Origin of the sequence: Colwellia sp. RE-S-Sl-9 (assembly GCF_048296855.1) — a bacterium.
Classification (GTDB): Bacteria; Pseudomonadota; Gammaproteobacteria; order Enterobacterales; family Alteromonadaceae; genus Pseudocolwellia.
This window is the reverse complement of sequence record NZ_CP182631.1, coordinates 2,076,402-2,095,553: the sequence shown is the minus strand read 5'-3', so window position 1 is coordinate 2,095,553 and position 19,152 is coordinate 2,076,402. Positions and strand designations below refer to the sequence as shown.

The following is a 19,152-nucleotide window of genomic DNA, read 5'->3' as shown; positions in this document are numbered from 1 at the left end:
AGTTGAACTGTTTATATATAAAGCTCAATAACTCTAAAAGTACATGATTTTCTATAATACTTAGCAGGCATTGAGTTTATAAATACAGAACTAATATAAAGTATAAAATATTTGATATGTAAAATTTTTTTATATTAGAGATAACAATAAATTAGTCGTACGAGTATTATTTACGTTATAGGTTTATTTTGTTTATTGTTTAATAGTAAGATAAGAATAATTATTTGAAATTTTAACGAACGGGTTTGCATAGTAATGTCGCAATCATTAAACGATGTAAAAATTGGTATCATTGGTTTAGGTTATGTAGGTTTACCTTTAGCTGTTGAATTTGGTAAAAAGTATCAAACGGTCGGTTTTGATATACATGAAAAACGCATTACAGAATTACAATCAGGGCATGATTTCACGCTAGAAGTTTCTTCTGAAGAATTAGCAGAATCAAAGCATATTAGCTATTCGTGTAATGTAGAAGACCTAAAAAGCTGTAACGTTTATATTGTTACGGTACCAACACCTATCGATAAACACAAACAACCTGATTTAACACCTTTAGTGAAAGCAAGCGCAATGCTGGCAAAAGTCATTTCTAAAAATGATATCGTTGTTTATGAGTCAACGGTTTACCCCGGTGCAACGGAAGAAGTTTGTATCCCTGAGATAGAAAAGCATTCAGACTTCATTTTTAACAAAGATTTTTTTGCTGGTTATAGCCCCGAGCGAATTAATCCGGGTGATAAAGAGCATCGTGTTACTAATATTCTAAAAGTAACATCAGGTTCAACGCCTGAAATAGCAGAGTTTATTGATCAGCTTTATGGTTCAATTATTACTGCGGGTACTTATAAAGCTTCATCTATTAAAGTGGCAGAAGCGGCAAAAGTAATTGAAAACACTCAGCGTGATTTGAATATCGCTCTTATTAACGAACTCGCTGTAATTTTTAATAAATTAGGTATTGATACCGAAGAAGTATTAAAAGCGGCAGGCACTAAATGGAACTTTTTACCATTTCGTCCTGGGTTAGTTGGCGGACATTGTATTGGTGTTGATCCATATTACTTAACGCATAAAGCTCAATCTATTGGTTATAATCCAGAAGTTATTCTTGCTGGTCGTCGAATTAATGATGGTATGGCTGAATACGTTGTTTCTCAATTAACTAAAACAATGATCAAGCGTAAGTTACAAGTGAATGGTGCAAATGTATTAGTAATGGGGCTAACATTTAAAGAAAATTGTCCTGATGTTCGAAATACTAAAGTTGTGGATATTTTATCTGAGCTTGCTGAATACCAAATGAATGTAGATGTTTACGATCCTTGGGTAAATCCTGAAGATGCAAAACATGAATATAATGTTGATCTTATCTCTGAGCCAAAGGCAGGTAATTACGATGCTGTTATTTTTGCCGTGGCACATAATCAGTTTAAAGCAATGAGCAATAGTGATATTAAAGCACTGATGAAAACCGAGCATATTATTTATGATTTAAAATATATGTTAGACATGGATTTTTCGGATATCCGCTTATAAACGGTATTTAACAAATCTAAACATCAAAAACATAAACCAAACCTTTACTCATGTAAACGTTTGGTTTTTTCTTTTTTAGATACTGATTATTTTTATAAGACCTGAAATTTATTCAGCTATAGCTTTTGAGGCTTAAAATCCTTCACTTATTAATGTTATACTGTTTTTGTATTTAGGTGGTTCATATCTCTATTATAATAAAATTATCTCTCATCCATAAATGGAACATTCAATGAATCGATATCAAGAAATTCAAGACAACTTAAAAAATAATTCTAAAAAATGGCTTGTGACTGGCTGTGCAGGTTTTATTGGTTCTAACTTAATTGAAACATTACTTTTATTAAATCAAGAAGTTGTCGGCTTAGATAACTTTGCTACAGGCCACCAAAAGAACTTAGATGAAGTTCAAGCTCAAGTATCAACAGAGCAGTGGGCTAAATTTTCTTTTATTGAAGGTGACATTCGAAACTTAGAAGACTGTCATAAAGCTGTAACCGATGTTAATTATATTCTACATCAGGCTGCTTTAGGTTCTGTACCCCGTTCGATTGTTGATCCTATTATGACAAACTCAGCAAATGTGACTGGCTTCTTAAACATGCTGGTTGCAGCAAAAGAAGCTAAAGTTGAAACATTTGTTTATGCTGCATCTAGTTCTACTTATGGAGATCATCCGGCACTGCCTAAAATTGAAGAAAATATTGGTAATCCATTATCACCTTATGCCGTAACTAAATACGTTAATGAACTTTATGCTGATGTGTTTTTTAAAACCTATGGTTTAAATACTATAGGTTTACGTTACTTTAATGTATTTGGTAAAAGACAAGATCCTGATGGTGCTTACGCTGCCGTTATTCCTAAGTGGACATCGGCCATGTTTAATAATGAGGATGTATTTATTAATGGTGATGGCGAAACTAGTCGAGATTTTTGTTTTATTGAAAACGCAGTACAAGCGAATATTTTAGCCGCTACCTCAAATGATGAAGCTAAAAACAATGTATACAACGTAGCTGTTGGCGATAGAACAACACTAAATATTTTATTTGATAGTTTAAAAAATGCCTTAAAAACAAATGATATTAGCTATGAAAAATCGCCGGTTTACCGAGAGTTTAGAGCTGGAGACGTTCGGCATTCTCAAGCTGATATAGGTAAAGCCAATAGCTTATTAGGATACGATCCTGAATATCGTATTCAGTCAGGTATTGAAAAAGCTATGACTTGGTACGTAAGTAATTTATAAAACATAACGTTATGATTAATAAACAGTTTAAAAAAAGCGAAGACAATAAGGAAAATTGATGACTAACAAAATTAAAAAAGCAGTAATTCCAGTTGCCGGTCTAGGAACTCGTATGTTACCTGCCACTAAAGCAATACCAAAAGAAATGCTGCCTATAGTTGATAAGCCTCTCATTCAATACATTGTGAATGAATGTATTGCCGCAGGTATCAAAGAAATTGTGTTGGTAACTCATTCATCAAAAAACGCGATTGAAAACCATTTTGATAAATCGTTTGAATTAGAAACAACCTTAGAAAAACGTGTTAAGCGCCAGCTACTTGAAGAAATTCAAGCTATTTGCCCTAAAGGTATTACGATTTTACATGTACGCCAAGGCGAAGCAAAAGGTTTAGGTCATGCGGTATTAAAAGCTCGCCCAATTATAGGCAATGAACCTTTTGTTGTTGTGTTACCTGATGTCATTTTAGATGAAACTACCGCTAATCTAAAAACAGAAAACTTAGCTGCAATGCTTGCGCGATTTGACGAAGTAGGACATAGCCAAATTATGGTTGAGCCAGTACCTATGGATCAAGTAAAAAACTACGGTGTAGTTGATTGCGGTGGCGAAGAGTTAGTTGCCGGCGAGTCAAAAGCTATGACGGCAGTTGTTGAAAAACCTGATGTTGAAGATGCGCCATCTAATTTAGCCGTTGTAGGTCGTTATGTATTATCAGCTGAAATTTGGAACCTACTGGCTATTACACGTCCAGGTGCCGGTGACGAAATTCAGTTAACTGATGCAATAGATGCATTGATGGAAAAAGAAACCGTTGAAGCATTTCATATGACAGGTAAATCACATGATTGTGGTTCTAAACTAGGTTATATGAAAGCGAATATTGAGTATGGTTTACGCCATCCTGAAATAGCTGAAGAATTTAGAGCTTACGTAAAGCAACTTGTTTGTTAATAGAAAAACTTAAATCCTTCTTTATAAATGTAAAGGCCTATAACGTTTGTTATAGGTCTTTTTTATTACACACCAATCTTTCTAATTTTATTTATTCTTATTTCGTCTAACCAAGTCATTTCTTATATGGAAGTGTTGACTTAGCTGTGTCATTATAATCGCACTTATATTTTACTAAAAGTTAGTATTACAGCGATGAATTTAACTCACTTACAGAAACTTGAAGCTGAATCAATCCACATTATGCGCGAAGTTGCGGCAGAGTTTGATAACCCTGTTATGCTTTATTCCGTAGGTAAAGATTCAGCTGTATTATTACACCTTGCTCGTAAAGCTTTTGCTCCGGGTAAAATTCCATTTCCTTTATTACATGTAGATACTACGTGGAAGTTTAAAGAAATGATCGCCTTTCGTGATGAAATGGCTAAAGAATATGGCTTTGAATTATTAGTACATAAAAACCAAGAAGGGATTGACGCCGGTGTTGGCCCATTTACTCATGGTAGTGCTAAACATACCGATATTATGAAAACTCAAGGCTTAAAACAAGCCCTTGATAAATATGGTTTTGATGCTGCTTTTGGTGGTGCTCGTCGTGATGAAGAAAAATCTCGCGCTAAAGAACGTGTTTACTCTTTCCGTGATAAAAATCACCGTTGGGATCCAAAAAGCCAACGTCCAGAGTTGTGGAATATCTACAACGGTAAAGTAAATAAAGGTGAAAGTATTCGTGTTTTCCCATTATCTAACTGGACAGAATTAGACATTTGGCAATATATCTATCTAGAAAGCATCAAAATTGTTCCTTTATACCTATCTGCTGTACGTCCTGTTGTTGAACGCGATGGTACATTAATTATGGTGGATGATGATCGTATGCCGATTGAAGAAGGCGAAGAGATACAAATGAAAAATGTACGTTTTCGTACATTAGGTTGTTACCCACTTACAGGGGCTGTTGAGTCTGACGCGACAACTTTGCCTGAAATTATTCAAGAAATGTTATTAACAAAAACTTCTGAGCGCCAAGGGCGTGTAATTGACCATGATTCATCTGGTTCAATGGAGAAGAAGAAAATGGAAGGTTATTTCTAAATAACTCTTTTATTCGTAAAGATAACATTATTCGTATTGCCTAGAACACCTAGCAATACAGTAAAAATTAAACGTAAATTAGGTGACAGCATAAGCGCGTCACATATATTTCGAAAGGAACAATCATGAGTCCAAACACAGGCTTACTTGAAACAGATATTGAAGCTTATTTAAAACAGCATGAAAACAAAGAAATGGTGCGTTTCTTTACATGTGGTAGCGTTGATGATGGTAAAAGTACTTTAATTGGTCGTTTACTACACGATTCAAAAATGATCTTTGAAGATCAATTAGCTGCCATCGAAAAAGACAGCAAAAAGTCAGGTACTACCGGCGAAGCTGTTGATTTAGCTTTATTAGTTGACGGTCTGCAATCAGAGCGCGAACAAGGTATTACTATTGATGTTGCTTACCGTTATTTTGCTACAGATAAGCGTAAGTTTATTATTGCAGATACTCCGGGCCATGAGCAATATACACGTAACATGGCAACGGGTGCTTCAACATGTGATTTAGCGATTATATTGATTGATGCGCGTCATGGTGTACAAGTACAAACACGTCGCCATTCATTTATTTGTTCATTATTAGGTATTAAGCATGTATTAATTGCTGTGAACAAAATGGATTTGGTTGATTATAGCCAAGACCGTTACCAAGAAATCAAAAAAGAATATCGTGAATTTGCTGACGATTTAGCGTTTGAAGATGTTCGTTTTGTCCCTATTTCAGCGTTAAACGGCGACAACGTAGTAGACGAAAGTGTAAACATGCCTTGGTACCCAGGCGCTACTATGATGAAGCTATTAAATACCATTAAAGTTGATGGTGATGAAAGCTTTACTCAGTTCAGATTTCAAGTGCAATATGTAAACCGTCCTAACTTAGACTTCCGTGGTTTTGCGGGGACGGTGGCATCAGGACATGTACGTGTTGGTGATTCAATTGTTACCTTACCATCAGGTAAAGAAAGTACCGTTAAGTCTATTGTTACTTTTGAAGGTGAAATTGAGCGTGCTGATAAAGGCATGGCGGTTACACTAACATTAGACACTGAAATTGATATCAGCCGTGGTGAGTTAATTGTTAAGAAAGATAACTTACCGATCACGTCTAAAGAAATTAATACCACAGTGGTATGGATGCATGAAGACGAGCTTGAACCGGGTCGTGATTACTACATTAAACATGGTAGTAAAATGACAGCAGGGCATGCGATTAATGTTGAACATCGTATCGATGTAAACAACATGAAAAAAATTGATGTTGACCAACTGGCATTAAACGAAATTGGTTCAGTAAACTTTGAGTTGGAAGAAGCGTTACATTTTGATGCTTACAACGACAACAAGACATCTGGCGCATTTATTATTATCGACCGTTTAAGTAATATCACGGTAGGTGCGGGTATGATTAATCATGCGATTGATGCTAAAGATGCAAAAACCTATTCAGAGTTCGAAATCGAATTTAATACATTGGTTCGTAAACACTTCCCTCATTGGGGTGCTCGAGATATTTTAAAATCTAAATAGCCCTTTTAAAGAGCTAGACTCTATGAATTATTATAATTTATACACCAAAGGCTCTTTTTAATGGACGTATCTCAATGGTTAATGGTTGCTATTTTTATAGCAACCTTTGCCGGCCTAGTAAAGTTTCAACATGTACCTGAACGCGTATTCTCTGCAACTATGCTGGTGTGTTTAGGTGTATCTTTTGTTTCTTATGAAGACATTCTTGCTAATGCGGTTAATCCGGGGTTAGTCACTCTCATTTTATTGGTTTTATGTTCTTTTACCTTCGAACGAACCAGTGTATTACGCCGCTTATCGACTTCTATGATCAGTGGTTCTCCATTTGCTTCTTCAGTTAAAACCTTAATTGGTACGGCGTTATCGTCAGCATTAATGAGTAATACGGCTGTTGTTGCTTCGCTTATTTCCACTATTAAAAATAACAAAGTGGTTAACCCCGGTAAGTTGTTAATTCCTTTATCTTTTGCTGCAATTTTAGGTGGCACATTAACTTTAGTAGGAACATCTACTAACTTGATCGTAAACAGTATGTTGATTGATCAAGGTCATGAGAGTTTAGGTTTTTTCGATTTTACTATTATTGGTGTGTGTGCCTTATCTGTATGTTTACTGGTGATTTTTTTACGTATTAATACTTTACCTGATATGGAGCTGCAAGAGCTTTCAACCAACGAATACTTAGTTGAAGCCAGAGTTAGCTTAGAATCAAAACTGGTAGGAAAAAGCATTGAAGAAAATGGTTTAAGAAATTTAGACTCGTTATTTTTAGTTGAGCTAGTACGTAATGGACGATTACTTTCTCCTGTAAGTCCTGATGAAGTGGTGCAAGCCAAAGATAAGCTTATTTTTAGTGGTGATATATCTAAAGTATTAACTCTTCAGCAGTTTGACGGCTTAACGCTATTTGCAGAACAAGATGGTTTACTACGTGAAAACTTAACCGAAGTTTTAATAAAACCTGATTCAGCCGTAATAGGTAAAACATTAAAAAGCGCAGGCTTTAGAGCACGATTCGACGCTGCTGTTGTGGCGATAAGAAGAGAAGGCTCTACCTTATCAGGTAAGCTAGGTGAAATTACTCTTCAATCGGGCGACTTTCTAATTTTAGCCGTAGGTAGCGACTTTAGTTCTCGCACCAACTTATCAAAAAACTTTTATATTTTGTCAGGCCATCAACCAGAAAATATGTTGAGTGGCTGGCGTGATTCTTTAACGGTTGGTGGTTTTTTAGTTACAATAGCAGCATCAGCACTTACGCCTGTATCGTTAGTAACGTGTTTGATTTTTTATATTGCCTTACTTATTTTCACGGGCTGTTTAACAGTAAACGAAATAAAACGTCGCTTCCCATTAGAAATATGGATGATAGTACTTGGCGCGTTAACTTTGGCGAAGTCGTTAGAAAATAGTGGTGTTATTAGTCTATTAGCCAATGGCATAGAAGGCTTGTTACAAGGTCAAAGCCATTATGTCGCACTGATTTTAGTTTTTATTATCACCTTGTTATTAACCGAAATTATTACCAATACTGCGGCAGCTGCTTTAGTGTTTCCTATTGCTTACAGCATGAGTGTCGGGTTAGGTGTAAGTCCGTTACCTTTTGTTATGGCAGTAGCTTTTGCGGCAAGCGGCAGTTTTATGAGTCCATATGGCTATCAAACCAATATTATGGTGTACAACGCAGGTGAATATACATTAACTGATTTTGTAAAATTTGGTTTACCCGTTTCTATTACATATAGTGTGGTTGTATTAGCCATGTTACCTTGGGTATTTCCTTTTTAAAGCGACTTAAGCGCAATGATTAGACTAAATATCTACATAGAATATAGAGAAGAATGATGAAAACAGAAAATACCGTTTGGCACGAACAAAATATCACTAAAGAGCAGCGTTCAGCGCAAAAAAATCAAAAACCATGCTTACTATGGTACACAGGCTTAAGTGGTTCTGGTAAGTCTACCGTTGCTAATGCCGTTGATGCCTTATTATTTGAGCGAGGATGCCACAGTTATTTACTTGATGGTGATAATGTTCGTCATGGTTTAAATGGTGATTTAGGTTTTAGTGATGAAGACCGTGTTGAAAATATTCGCCGTATTAGCCAAGTCGCTAAACTGTTTGTTGATTCGGGTTTAATTGTTTCAACTGCTTTTATTTCACCCTTTGCTGCTGATAGAACGATGGCGCGTGAGATGCTTGAGCAAGGTGAGTTTATGGAAGTTTATATTGATACGCCTATTGCCGTGTGTGAACAGCGTGATCCTAAAGGCTTATATAAAAAAGCCCGCGCAGGTGAAATTAAAGACTTTACGGGAATAGATTCAACTTACGATGTGCCAAGTGCTCCAGAAATTCATGTGAAAACTGATGAAAAATCAATTAAAGAATGTGCTGAGCAAATCGTGCAACATTTAATTGATAATCAATTTATTCAGTAAGCTTGTTTGCTTAAATAAAAGCTTGGTAGAAAGAGGAAGAAAATTCATGCATTTTGATGTATTTAATGGTGACGCAGACGGCATTATTGCACTGGTTCAATTACGATTAGCCCAGCCGAAAGAATCCACGTTAATAACAGGTGTTAAACGCGATATTAGCTTATTAAAACAAGTTGATGTTACCGCTGCTGATTCTATTACCGTGCTTGATATTTCTCTTGAAAAGAACGTTGAAGCGCTTAAGTTACATTTAGAAAATAATACGGAAGTGTTTTATATTGATCATCATCGTGCTGGCGATATTCCTCGTTCAGAACATTTAACTACCTTAATTAATACCGATGCGAATACTTGCACCAGTTTACTTGTTAATGACTATTTAAAAGGCGCATACGTGAATTGGGCTGTTGCTGCTGCTTTTGGCGATAACATGACTCAATCGGCTATTACATTAGCTGAAAGTGTCGGTTTATCTAAAGGCCAGCAAGAACAGCTAAAAGCCCTTGGTATTTACATTAACTACAACGGCTATGGGCGTGATGTTGATGATTTACATTTTCATCCAGCGGATCTTTATAAAGCCTTGTTAGCTTACCCTGATCCTCTTACGTTAATTAAGGAAGAAGGTTCTATATTCCACCAATTAGAAAAAGCCTATCAAGCCGATATGCAAAAAGCCTTAACTGCGAAGGTACTGGCTGATAGCGACATAAGTAAAGTGGTTCAGTTAGACGATGAACCTTGGGCTAGGCGTGTTAGTGGTGTTTTTGGTAATGACTTAGCTAACCAGTCGCCAAATAAAGCCCATGCTGTTATTACATTGAACGCAGATAATACTTATACCGTAAGTGTTAGAGCCCCTTTAAATAACAAGCAAGGTGCTGATGAAGTATGCATTCAGTTTCCAACCGGTGGTGGTAGAGCAGGTGCAGCAGGTATTAATAATTTACCGCAAGATATGCTCGCAACATTTATTAATACACTAGATAGTTATTATACAAGTTAATTTGTGTGCGATTTTTTAATTGAAAAATGAGTTTTTATAAACCAAATGTTTATATTAATTTTATTATTATTGCCTATTGGAATATTACACTTTTATTAAGAAGCTGTTTTGTAATATAAAAGTCATTTTTAGTTTTTTTGAGCCGTTTTTTATTCTTGTTTTAAGCATTTTTTGCGCCCATTTGTAACCTTTATCCTCTTGCATTCTAACTAGGTTTGGTCGAGAATTAATTGTCGACTGAAGTTAAGTTTCGACCGCTAGATATATTATTTTATTTTTATTATCAAATGGTTAAGAGGTGTAGTTCATGAGAAGACAAAAAAGGGATCGTTTAGGAAGAGCACATGCTAACGGTTATCAAGCAGGCCTTAATGGCAAAGCAAAGGAAAAATGTCCTTACCAGAGTATCAACGCTAGATCGGAATGGTTAGGAGGATGGAGAGAAGCGGTTTCCGATAGAAGCACTGGATTATTTAAATAACTAACTTGTCGTAACAAAACATTAATTTTAAAACGAATTAAGCCCTTAACTTATTACATTAAGCTAAGGGCTTTTTCTTGTTTAGTTACCACAGACTTTACAATTGCTTTGTTTTTTTATTTTAAATTGTTGCCATTGGTTCGATAAACCATCAAACAAATTTAGCTGATTAATGTGTATTGTATTGCCTGTCAGTAACTTTATAGCTTGTAATGATTGCATACCGGCCACAATAGCTAATACTGGCCCAACAATACCTATAGTTTGGCAGTTGTTTTCAGGTGCTTTTTTACTTTCTGGAAATAAGCACTGATAACAAGCGCTTTCGTCATTACGAGGATCTACAACGAGTTGTTGGCCATCAAACCCAGTGGCAGCACCTACAATTAAAGGGACTTTATGAGTAACGCAATATTGATTAACCAAATAGCGTGTTTGAATGTTGTCGCTACAATCAATCACTACATCCATTTTAGGAACATAATAGTCGCATAATTCGTTATCCAGCATTTCATCAATCACTTCAATTGTTACATCGCTGTTATGCTGCTGAAGTTTTTCAGCGGCGGTATCAGCTTTGTTTTGATCAATATCGTTTTCGGTAAATAATATTTGTCTTTGTAGGTTGGTAATATCAACCGTATCGCCATCGGCTATAAATAATGTGCCAATGCCTGCCGCGGCTAAATAAAGAGAAACAGGATTGCCTAAGCCTCCCATACCCACAATCATCACATTGGCATTGCGAAGGGCTATTTGGCCTTCTTCCCCTATGTTTTTTAGCATGATTTGCCGGCTATACCTGAGTTGTTCTTTTTGAGTAAGCACGTTAAAGCTCTCCAATATCCGCTAAGCTGTGCACTGCACTGGCTTTAAATTGAATATAAACGAGATCATGCAGGCTTAGCGATAAACGTTCTGCAGACCATAAACTAATAGAAGAATAAAATACTTGCTCTGCGCAAGTTAAGGTAATTAATACGGTGTTATTTTGTGGTTGTATATTCAATATTTTAGCTTGAAAATGATTAACAATTGAAGAGTCTGTTGCTTCGTGTCGGCTAATACTAATATCGCTAGCGGCTATATAACAGCGTGTTTTTTTCGGCGTTAAGGTTTTATCATTAACAGCGTTAGTACTGGTAGTGTTAGATTGTAATGGTAAATATATAACGATATCGGTTGTTAGCTGTAAAGACGTTAAGCCGTATTCAGGTAAATGCTCTTTCACTATTAACGATAAGCTGGTTTGTTGTAGCGTTTCTTTAGTGTTATTTAAAGTATGAATAATTTGGTGAATTGGCCCGAAGTGTTGAATGTTACCTTGTTTCATCACAAGTAAGTTATCTGCAATTTGTTGTAATTCAGCTAAGCTATGACTTACGTATAACATAGGAATATTTAAAGTACGTTGAACATTGAGTAATAGGGTGATCATCAAGGCTTTATTTTGATTGTCTAACGCGCTTAATGGCTCATCTAATAATAACAACTCGGGTTCTGACAATACGGCTCTTGCTATTGCAACTCTTTGTTTCTCACCACCAGATAACAAGGTAACCTTTTTGTGAAGTAAAGGTGTTAGCTGTGTTAAATCAATAATATCATCGATGTTGAGTTGCTTATGCAAACAACGTTTATGCGCATATGCTAAGTTTTGTTGTACATTTAAATGCGGAAATAAACGAGAGTCTTGAAATACTAAACCTATGCGTCTTTTTTCGGGCTTGATATTTAATTTATGATCTGAGTCGAATAAAACGTTCCCATTTAAGGATAGTTGACCTGTTGTTGAATTTTCTAAACCAGATATAAGCCGAAGCAGGGTAGACTTACCTGAACCTGAATGGCCAAAAATACCTGTAATACCTTTCGTTGGAAGTGTTTGCTTTACCGATAGAGCAAAACCATCAAACTGGCTATTAAAATTGAAGCTAAGCTCCTTCAATATATTATTCATTAGTTATTTACTTCGTTTTTAGTATGTACCGTAGTGGGCTTAGAATAATTTAATAAATAAATAAGCCCCAGCACAACGAAAGAACCTATAAGTAAACTACCGGCAAGTAAATGGGCTTTAGCGTAATTAAAGGCTTCAACATGTTCAAATAAGGCAATAGAGAGCACTTTAGTTTCACCTGATATGTTGCCACCTATCATAAGCACAATACCAAATTCACCGACTGTATGAGCAAAACCTAAACTGGCTGCGGTAATAAAGCTGGCTTTAGTGATAGGTAGTACAAGTGTAAAAAATCTATCGAGCGCATTAGCTCCTAGCATAGCACCTGCTTCAAGAACATCGTCGCCTAACTGTTCAAAGGCTTTTTGTAAGGGCTGAACAACAAAAGGTAATGAATAAAAAATAGAACCTATAACAATAGCACTAAAACTAAAAGCAAGTTGTTGGCCTGTAATACTTTGCCAAAGCTGCCCAGGTAAATGTTGTGGCGAAAAGGCAATAAGTAAATAAAAGCCTAATACGGTAGGCGGTAGTACAATAGGTAAGGCAATAATGGCTTCAATGGCAATTTTATAGCGGCTCTTCATTTTTGCTAAATACCACGCTAATGGTGTACCTATTACCATGAGTATAATCGTGGTGACAAAGGCCATTTTTAATGTGGTGAATAAAGCGATTAAATCGCTATTTTCGAATAAAGAATTTTCTATCATAAGCTTGCTGCTTTGTAACCGTAACTCGCAATGATTTTTTGAATAGCCGGTGTTTGAATAAATAGCGCTAATTTTTTAGCATCTGCTATTTTTTTACTATTTTTTAAAATAACCAGTTGTTGTTTTATAGGAGAATAAAGGTCTTCAGGTACAACAATTCCGTGTAAGTTATTCAGTTTTAATTGGCTTAATGCAATAAATCCAGCAGTTACAGCGTGGCTTCTAATTTGTTGAAACGTTTGATTGACGTTAATGCCAGTAATGGTTTTATCTTTAAATTTTTCCCATAAGTCTAATGAGTTTAAGGTTTCTAAAGCACGCTGCCCGTAAGGTGCCGTATTAGGATTAGCTATTGCTATTTTTGATGAATTAATAAGATATTCATTCAATAAATTAGGGAGGCTTTGCTGAGGGTTAAAGCTTTTATCGGCAGACCAAAATGCGAGTTGGCCTACGGCATAAGTTTGCAGGCTATTTTTTACAATAAACGATTCAGACGCTAATCTCTGTGGGTGAATGTCATCAGCAGATAAAAACATGTCGTAAGGCGCCCCATGAATTATTTGCTGGTAAAGAGTACCTGAAGAACCACTGATTATGTCGATCGTTATATTAGTTTCATTAAAAATAGCTGGGGCAAGTTGAGTTAATACCGGAGCAAAGTTTGATGATACGGCAACTCGTAGCGGTTTGCTTTTAGCGTAGCTTGTTGTTGCTGTGAAAAAACAAATAAAAATACTCATACATAGAGTGCTTTTATATAAGGTACGTAGCCACTTACTCATGTTACCACTCTTGTGCTTTATTGGTGTCTGACGACTTTGCGTCTAACCATTTTTCACCTTCTGAGGTGAGTTCTTTTTTCCAAAAAGGAGCTTTTACTTTGAGGAAATCCATAATAAATTCGTTTGCAGCAAAGGCATTACCGCGATGTTTACTGGTAACCCCAACAAATACAATTTGTTCGCCAATGAATAGTTTACCCACACGATGGATAACGGTTACTCGGCCTAGCTCCCATTTTTTGCGGGCGGTAAGTACAATTTTCTGTAATGATTTTTCTGTCATTCCAGGGTAATGCTCAAGGGTCAATCCTTTTACATCTAATCCTAAATTGTTATTTCTTACACGACCACAGAAGGTAACCACGGCACCGTCTTCGTTATTGTTTTCTTCTAATAAGTTAACTTCTTCACTTAGGCTGAAATCTTGAGTTTGAATAACAATACGATCATTTAAGTGGATGTTTGTATTAGTTTTTAACATAGACTTAACCGCCAGTAACGGGTGGGAAAAATGCTAACTCGTCATTTGGCTTTACAATAAAATTATCATCCACAAGGTCGTGGTTTACTGCTGTTAAAAGCGAGTTGTTTTTTAGATGTTGTTCCCATTCGGGGTGCGACTCAACCAATAACACTCTTGCTTGTTCTACTGTAATAGGTTCAGATACGTTAAGCTGTGTTTCATTGCAATTGAGTTGTTCTCTTAATGCGGCAAAAAAGCTGACTTTGATCATAAGTTATCCTGTTTAGCTGTTTGATTCGCTATTTCGGCTTTAGCTTCCCAACTTCCTGATTTTCCACCTTCTTTTGTTAATACTTTAATGCCGTGAATTTCCATAAAAGGATCGGCAGCTTTACACATATCAAATAAGGTTAAGCAAGCCACTGAAACAGCGGTTAATGCTTCTATTTCAACGCCCGTTTGGCCTGTTAAACGGCACAGGCTATTAACGATGACTTGGTTGTTTTGTTCATCAATATCAAAGTCGACTTTAACTTTTGTCAGCATAAGAGGGTGACACAAAGGAATTAAGTCACTGCATTTTTTAGCGGCTTGAATACCAGCAATACGAGCAACTGAAAAAACATCACCTTTTTTATTTTCGCCTTGAGTGATCAAAGTTAACGTAGCCGCCGACATGGTTATTCTGCCTTGAGCCGTTGCGGTGCGAGAGGTAAGCGCTTTTTCGGTAACGTCTACCATGTTAGCTTCGCCTTTTTGATTAATATGGCTTAGCGATACTGATTGTGAAGGGTTATCTGTCATTACTGGCGAGTCTCACATTGTTCTGCTGATATGTTTAAATGAGGTACAAAATTACAAGGACGATGGCTTGCATCAAGTTGCTCCGCAATTAATTTGTCCCACGCTGTTTTACACGCATTGGTTGAACCCGGTACACATAAAATAACGGTTTTATTGGCTATGCCACCAAAGGCGCGTGACTGAATGGTTGATGTGCCAATTTCAGTGAGTGAAATAGCACGAAATATTTCGCCAAAGCCTTCAACGTTTTTATCAAATAAAGGTAATAAAGCTTCAGGTGTATTATCTCGTTCGGTAAAGCCTGTGCCGCCTGTAGTAATAATAGCGTGAATGCTATCGTCTGCTATCCACTGAGATACCACTGAACGCAATTGGTATACATCGTCTTTTACGATTTTTTTAGCGGCAAGGTTATGTCCTGCTGATGTCACTCGTTCAACCAACGTTTGGCCCGAGGTGTCGGTAGATTCATCACGTGTATCTGAAACCGTTAACACAGCAATAGATAAAGGAATAAAGGCACTTTTTTCATGCTTAGACATAGTTATTTCCTAGAATTTAATAAGTTGTTTTTTGAATATTTTACATGTGTATTTTTTTGCTGAGACAAGCTTAGCTGAGTAAAACTTTTTTGTGCTGTAGCCCATTCTTCAGGTGTATTGGTATTTAATAAACTTGAGGGTGTTTCAATAGCAATAGCTTTATGCGGCACTTGTTTAAGTAAAGCACGGATAGAAGGGCCACTTTTAGCTGTAGACGTTTTACTTTTATCTAGTGAATTAGCTTGTTGACTGAATGCACTCTTCAAGAAGTTTTCTGTATGTGCATTTACCGGCAAATACAGAGGTAAATAATTGTCGTTATAAAAACAAGCTTGTTGGCTTAACTCACCAATTTGTTTTAACTTTTGTAATGCGTCTGCCGTGATTAAAGGTAAATCGACAGGGAGAATAAAGAGAGCACTAGGTTGATGTTTTTCAATAACACTGGCAATGCCTCCTATCGGTCCCATCTCTGCATATTTATCTGCAATAATCACATCTTGAGCTGTTGCACATGAAGGTTCACCGCTAATGACTATGTTATTTAAGCCTATTTCAGTAAGTAACTGCTTACTATAACTTAGCATGCTCACTTCATTTCGAAGTAAGCTCGCTTTGTCTACTCCCATACGAGAAGACAAACCACCTGCTAATACTACACCTAAGCATTGGTTTTTTGGTTTAGGTTGGTTGTTTTTAGTGTTGGGTACTATGATCATAAACTAGCCGCCTAGCATAGCTAAATTAGTGGTAGCACCTGTTAGCTTTTCATGTAAGAAGTGAGTGGCTTTTTTGTCTCCCATCATTTCAATAATATGTTGCTTTAATGGCTCTACATCATCATGTTGAATATGGTCTTTTAGTGATAAACCTTCTTCAGTAAATAAACATAAATGTAACTTACCGTGAGAGCTCACTCTTAATCGATTACAGGTTGAACAAAAATCTTTGCTGTAAGGCATGATCAAACCAATACGGCCGGCATAATCAGGATGATAAAATTCTTGAGCAGGGCCAGATGATCTATCTCTAATGGCAGGTAACCATCCGTCTAAAATTAAATTTTGACGAATACGTGAACCTTGTACATGTTGCGCATCAAAAAACGTTTTGTTATCACCTGTTTGCATTAGCTCAATAAAGCGTAATGTAATGGGCGTATCTTTAAGCCAATCTAAAAACGTTTGAATGTCGTAGCCATTGTATTCACGCATAAGTACGGTATTTACTTTTACCGTAGGTTGGCCACTTGCCAAGGCCATATCAATACCTTTCAGTATATGAGGTAATTTATCGTGACCTGTAATGCTATGAAATTGTCTAGGGTCTAAGCTATCAATACTAATATTAATCGCATCAATCCCCGCATCTAACCAACTAGGTAAATGTTCAGGGAGCTTATATCCATTGGTTGTTATGGCAACTTGCTTAATACCTTCTGTTTCTTTACAAGCAGCAATGATATCGGGCAAGTCTTTACGGAGTGAGGGCTCCCCCCCGTAACTCGTATTTTTTCAGTGCCTAATTGCGCAAAACCTTTAGCAATGCGTTTTATTTCAGGCAGCGATAAAAAATCGCGCGGCTGATCGCATTGATAACCATCAGGCAAACAATAGTTGCAACTAAAGTTACACACGTCGGTAATTGATAGGCGCAAGTAATAAAACTTGCGACCAAAGTTGTCTGTTAACATCTCACCTTTCCAATGTCGGGAGGCATACACGTTTCCATGCAAACCCTGGCGGTTAGTTGAATAACCACGGCTAAGGTAACATTCCAATCAAATAGGCTGGGGTAGCTACAATAGCTCGGCGAATAATAATTTTTTTGAGGCTTTGACCTTTCAAATGTTAATCATATTGGCAGTATACGTTTGATATTTATATTAGGTTATAGCGATTGCGTGGTGAATAACTACATATCAATAACTATGCTTTATCTAAAAATCAAATTTATTGTTGCAAAAAAACATATTTGAAAGGTCAACAGCCCAGTTACTATACCTTAATTTTGGTTTACCATAGTAATACAATTTCAAAACTAAATATTGATTCACATCAAGTCGCTATATGTTTAACACCTGATAGTATTAGCGTTATAGAGTAGACAGATTTTATCTAAATAAAATTGCATGTGTTTTCAATAAAATAAGAAACTTAAAAGAGAATAAATACTATGGTTGATTGTTGCTCAGCGCCAGGCTTATTGCCTTTTGAACAAGCCTTAACAAATATGTTAGCTAATGTTTCATCAGTACAGGAAACAGAACAGGTTTTAATTGAAGAGGCTGTGGGTCGAGTTGTTTCACAACCTATAACGAGTCCGTTAAATGTTCCGCCTCACCATAATTCAGCGATGGATGGATATGCTTTTGCTCATAGTAGCTTAGAAACATCAGACAAATTAAAGCTTGCTGGGCGTTCTATGGCTGGCGAACCTTTTCAAGGTGAATGTTTAACAGGGGAATGCATTCGTATTATGACAGGGGCAAAAATGCCTAAAGGTTGCGATACCGTTGAAATGCAAGAAAATTGCCTAGTAGCTGATGATATAGAAAAACAGGTTCAAATGGTTCAGTTTTTAGAACCAAAAAAAGCGGGCAGTCATGTTAGGTATGCAGGCGAAGATATTAAGCAAGATCAGGTGGTGTTTGAAAAAGGAAGAAAATTATCAGCTATCGATGTTGGTGTTTTAGCGTCTTTAGGTGTTCCAACGGTTACTGTATTTAGAAAACTCACGGTTGCGCTTATTTCTACAGGTGATGAACTTAAATTGCCGGGGGAAGCATTAACCGAAGGCGATATTTTTGAGAGTAACAGTTTTACTCTTGCAGCAATGCTCGAAAAAATGAATATTAATGTATTGAAATTAGGTGTTATTAAAGATGATAAAGCAGCTATTGCCGATGCATTTATAAAAGCCGATAAAGAGGCAGACGCTATTTTTTCTTCTGGTGGTGTGTCAGTAGGTGATGCTGATTATACAAAAGAGGTACTGGATGAACTTGGTGATATTAGTTTTTGGAAAATAGCTATGAAGCCTGGTAAGCCTTTTGCTTTTGGAAAATTACCCAATAGTGTGTTTTTTGGCTTACCGGGTAATCCTGTATCAGCGACGGTAACGGCGCATATGCTGGCGGTTCCTGCTTTAGCTAAAATGCAAAATTGCATCAATGCGGCACCTGTAAAATTGACAGTAAAAACGCTTACGGATATTCGAAAAGCACCTGGTAGAATGGATTTTCAGAGAGGTATTCTAAGCACAAATAATAAAGGTGAAATGCTAGTTACCAGTACGGGTAATCAAGGTTCTGGTGTATTAACCAGTTTAGCAAAAGCGAATTGTTATATTGTTTTACCCGCAGAGCAGAGCAACTTACAAGCGGGCGACCTTGTTACTGTGCAGTTGTTTGATTCAATCATTAATCATTAAAGTTCCGTATTAATTTATCATTAACTAGTGAGATGGTATATACCATCTCTCATTCACTTTCTTTTTTAGAATATCTTAATTTTTTCCTCCTCTTTCTCTCTTAAATAGCTTGTTCTAGAAACGTTATTTCAGTTATTGATAATTCA

Annotated in this window: 19 protein-coding genes, 1 pseudogene and 1 riboswitch; of the genes and pseudogenes, 10 read left to right on the top strand and 10 right to left on the bottom strand. The window is 36.5% G+C overall.

Annotated features, from left to right (window positions below; translation table 11 throughout):
* Positions 1–255 precede the first annotated feature (255 nt).
* The 9 genes from tviB to rmf all read left to right on the top strand — a co-directional run bounded on the left by tviB (position 256) and on the right by rmf (position 10,304).
* Positions 256–1,536: a Vi polysaccharide biosynthesis UDP-N-acetylglucosamine C-6 dehydrogenase TviB gene (gene tviB / locus ACM9HF_RS08965; RefSeq protein WP_473617570.1), complete on the top strand. Its 1,281-nt coding sequence runs from the start codon at positions 256–258 to the stop codon at positions 1,534–1,536.
* 232 nt (positions 1,537–1,768) lie between these two features.
* The gene (locus ACM9HF_RS08960) at positions 1,769–2,788 is read left to right on the top strand and encodes an NAD-dependent epimerase/dehydratase family protein (protein ID WP_473617568.1); all 1,020 of its coding nucleotides are present in this window, start codon (positions 1,769–1,771) and stop codon (positions 2,786–2,788) included.
* A gap of 58 nt (positions 2,789–2,846) precedes the next feature.
* Positions 2,847–3,743, top strand: a complete 897-nt coding sequence (gene galU / locus ACM9HF_RS08955) for a UTP--glucose-1-phosphate uridylyltransferase GalU (protein WP_473617565.1) — start codon at positions 2,847–2,849, stop codon at positions 3,741–3,743.
* Positions 3,744–3,938: 195 nt separating this feature from the next.
* Positions 3,939–4,838: a sulfate adenylyltransferase subunit CysD gene (gene cysD / locus ACM9HF_RS08950; RefSeq protein WP_077339436.1), complete on the top strand. Its 900-nt coding sequence runs from the start codon at positions 3,939–3,941 to the stop codon at positions 4,836–4,838.
* Positions 4,839–4,963: 125 nt separating this feature from the next.
* A complete protein-coding gene (gene cysN, locus ACM9HF_RS08945; protein WP_473617561.1) occupies positions 4,964–6,373 on the top strand; it encodes a sulfate adenylyltransferase subunit CysN in 1,410 nt (469 codons plus the stop codon).
* A 60-nt stretch (positions 6,374–6,433) separates the two neighbouring features.
* Positions 6,434–8,161: an SLC13 family permease gene (locus ACM9HF_RS08940; protein WP_473617557.1), complete on the top strand. Its 1,728-nt coding sequence runs from the start codon at positions 6,434–6,436 to the stop codon at positions 8,159–8,161.
* Positions 8,162–8,214: 53 nt separating this feature from the next.
* Entirely contained in the window at positions 8,215–8,817 is a 603-nt protein-coding gene (gene cysC / locus ACM9HF_RS08935) for an adenylyl-sulfate kinase (protein WP_077339442.1), read from the top strand.
* A 46-nt stretch (positions 8,818–8,863) separates the two neighbouring features.
* Entirely contained in the window at positions 8,864–9,823 is a 960-nt protein-coding gene (locus ACM9HF_RS08930; protein WP_473617552.1) for a DHH family phosphoesterase, read from the top strand.
* 307 nt (positions 9,824–10,130) lie between these two features.
* Complete coding sequence (gene rmf, locus ACM9HF_RS08925) at positions 10,131–10,304, top strand: ribosome modulation factor (RefSeq protein WP_076420222.1); 174 nt, start codon at positions 10,131–10,133, stop codon at positions 10,302–10,304.
* 81 nt (positions 10,305–10,385) lie between these two features.
* On the opposite strand, the gene ACM9HF_RS08920 is transcribed toward rmf, so the two are convergent.
* The 10 genes and pseudogenes from ACM9HF_RS08920 to moaA all read right to left on the bottom strand — a co-directional run bounded on the left by ACM9HF_RS08920 (position 10,386) and on the right by moaA (position 17,267).
* Positions 10,386–11,132, bottom strand: coding sequence for a HesA/MoeB/ThiF family protein (locus ACM9HF_RS08920; RefSeq protein WP_473617546.1), 747 nt, complete (start codon positions 11,130–11,132; stop codon positions 10,386–10,388).
* A 1-nt stretch (position 11,133) separates the two neighbouring features.
* On the bottom strand, positions 11,134–12,264 hold the full coding sequence (modC, locus tag ACM9HF_RS08915) for a molybdenum ABC transporter ATP-binding protein (RefSeq protein ID WP_473617542.1): 1,131 nt from the start codon (positions 12,262–12,264) through the stop codon (positions 11,134–11,136).
* On the bottom strand, positions 12,264–12,980 hold the full coding sequence (gene modB, locus ACM9HF_RS08910) for a molybdate ABC transporter permease subunit (RefSeq protein WP_473617539.1): 717 nt from the start codon (positions 12,978–12,980) through the stop codon (positions 12,264–12,266). The genes modC and modB overlap by 1 nt, the downstream gene beginning before the upstream one ends.
* Positions 12,977–13,765, bottom strand: coding sequence for a molybdate ABC transporter substrate-binding protein (gene modA, locus ACM9HF_RS08905; RefSeq protein WP_473617535.1), 789 nt, complete (start codon positions 13,763–13,765; stop codon positions 12,977–12,979). Before modA ends, modB begins: the two co-directional genes overlap by 4 nt.
* Position 13,766: 1 nt before the next feature.
* Positions 13,767–14,246: a molybdopterin synthase catalytic subunit MoaE gene (moaE, locus tag ACM9HF_RS08900; RefSeq protein ID WP_473617531.1), complete on the bottom strand. Its 480-nt coding sequence runs from the start codon at positions 14,244–14,246 to the stop codon at positions 13,767–13,769.
* Positions 14,247–14,250: 4 nt separating this feature from the next.
* Positions 14,251–14,499 (bottom strand): MoaD/ThiS family protein, encoded by a 249-nt coding sequence (locus tag ACM9HF_RS08895; RefSeq protein ID WP_473617526.1) that lies wholly within the window; start codon positions 14,497–14,499, stop codon positions 14,251–14,253.
* Positions 14,496–15,032: a cyclic pyranopterin monophosphate synthase MoaC gene (gene moaC, locus ACM9HF_RS08890; RefSeq protein WP_473617522.1), complete on the bottom strand. Its 537-nt coding sequence runs from the start codon at positions 15,030–15,032 to the stop codon at positions 14,496–14,498. Before moaC ends, ACM9HF_RS08895 begins: the two co-directional genes overlap by 4 nt.
* Entirely contained in the window at positions 15,032–15,574 is a 543-nt protein-coding gene (moaB, locus tag ACM9HF_RS08885) for a molybdenum cofactor biosynthesis protein B (protein ID WP_077341295.1), read from the bottom strand. Before moaB ends, moaC begins: the two co-directional genes overlap by 1 nt.
* A gap of 2 nt (positions 15,575–15,576) precedes the next feature.
* Positions 15,577–16,293 (bottom strand): molybdenum cofactor guanylyltransferase, encoded by a 717-nt coding sequence (mobA, locus tag ACM9HF_RS08880; protein ID WP_473617516.1) that lies wholly within the window; start codon positions 16,291–16,293, stop codon positions 15,577–15,579.
* 3 nt (positions 16,294–16,296) lie between these two features.
* Positions 16,297–17,267: pseudogene (gene moaA / locus ACM9HF_RS08875) on the bottom strand (GTP 3',8-cyclase MoaA).
* Positions 17,254–17,400: riboswitch (molybdenum cofactor riboswitch) on the bottom strand. Its footprint overlaps the pseudogene before it by 14 nt.
* 349 nt (positions 17,401–17,749) lie before the next feature.
* On the opposite strand from moaA, the gene moeA reads away from it, so the two are divergent.
* Positions 17,750–19,006 (top strand): molybdopterin molybdotransferase MoeA, encoded by a 1,257-nt coding sequence (gene moeA / locus ACM9HF_RS08870; RefSeq protein WP_473617512.1) that lies wholly within the window; start codon positions 17,750–17,752, stop codon positions 19,004–19,006.
* Positions 19,007–19,152: the final 146 nt, after the last annotated feature.

Bases quoted from the DNA above. Each gene is read 5' to 3' on its own strand.
- tviB (WP_473617570.1), top strand. From the start codon at position 256: ATGTCGCAATCATTAAACGATGTAAAAATTGGTATCATTGGTTTAGGT.
- ACM9HF_RS08960 (WP_473617568.1), top strand. From the start codon at position 1,769: ATGAATCGATATCAAGAAATTCAAGACAACTTAAAAAATAATTCTAAA.
- galU (WP_473617565.1), top strand. From the start codon at position 2,847: ATGACTAACAAAATTAAAAAAGCAGTAATTCCAGTTGCCGGTCTAGGA.
- cysD (WP_077339436.1), top strand. From the start codon at position 3,939: ATGAATTTAACTCACTTACAGAAACTTGAAGCTGAATCAATCCACATT.
- cysN (WP_473617561.1), top strand. From the start codon at position 4,964: ATGAGTCCAAACACAGGCTTACTTGAAACAGATATTGAAGCTTATTTA.
- ACM9HF_RS08940 (WP_473617557.1), top strand. From the start codon at position 6,434: ATGGACGTATCTCAATGGTTAATGGTTGCTATTTTTATAGCAACCTTT.
- cysC (WP_077339442.1), top strand. From the start codon at position 8,215: ATGATGAAAACAGAAAATACCGTTTGGCACGAACAAAATATCACTAAA.
- ACM9HF_RS08930 (WP_473617552.1), top strand. From the start codon at position 8,864: ATGCATTTTGATGTATTTAATGGTGACGCAGACGGCATTATTGCACTG.
- rmf (WP_076420222.1), top strand. From the start codon at position 10,131: ATGAGAAGACAAAAAAGGGATCGTTTAGGAAGAGCACATGCTAACGGT.
- modC (WP_473617542.1), bottom strand. From the start codon at position 12,264: ATGAATAATATATTGAAGGAGCTTAGCTTCAATTTTAATAGCCAGTTT.
- modB (WP_473617539.1), bottom strand. From the start codon at position 12,980: ATGATAGAAAATTCTTTATTCGAAAATAGCGATTTAATCGCTTTATTC.
- modA (WP_473617535.1), bottom strand. From the start codon at position 13,765: ATGAGTAAGTGGCTACGTACCTTATATAAAAGCACTCTATGTATGAGT.
- moaE (WP_473617531.1), bottom strand. From the start codon at position 14,246: ATGTTAAAAACTAATACAAACATCCACTTAAATGATCGTATTGTTATT.
- ACM9HF_RS08895 (WP_473617526.1), bottom strand. From the start codon at position 14,499: ATGATCAAAGTCAGCTTTTTTGCCGCATTAAGAGAACAACTCAATTGC.
- moaC (WP_473617522.1), bottom strand. From the start codon at position 15,032: ATGACAGATAACCCTTCACAATCAGTATCGCTAAGCCATATTAATCAA.
- moaB (WP_077341295.1), bottom strand. From the start codon at position 15,574: ATGTCTAAGCATGAAAAAAGTGCCTTTATTCCTTTATCTATTGCTGTG.
- mobA (WP_473617516.1), bottom strand. From the start codon at position 16,293: ATGATCATAGTACCCAACACTAAAAACAACCAACCTAAACCAAAAAAC.
- moeA (WP_473617512.1), top strand. From the start codon at position 17,750: ATGGTTGATTGTTGCTCAGCGCCAGGCTTATTGCCTTTTGAACAAGCC.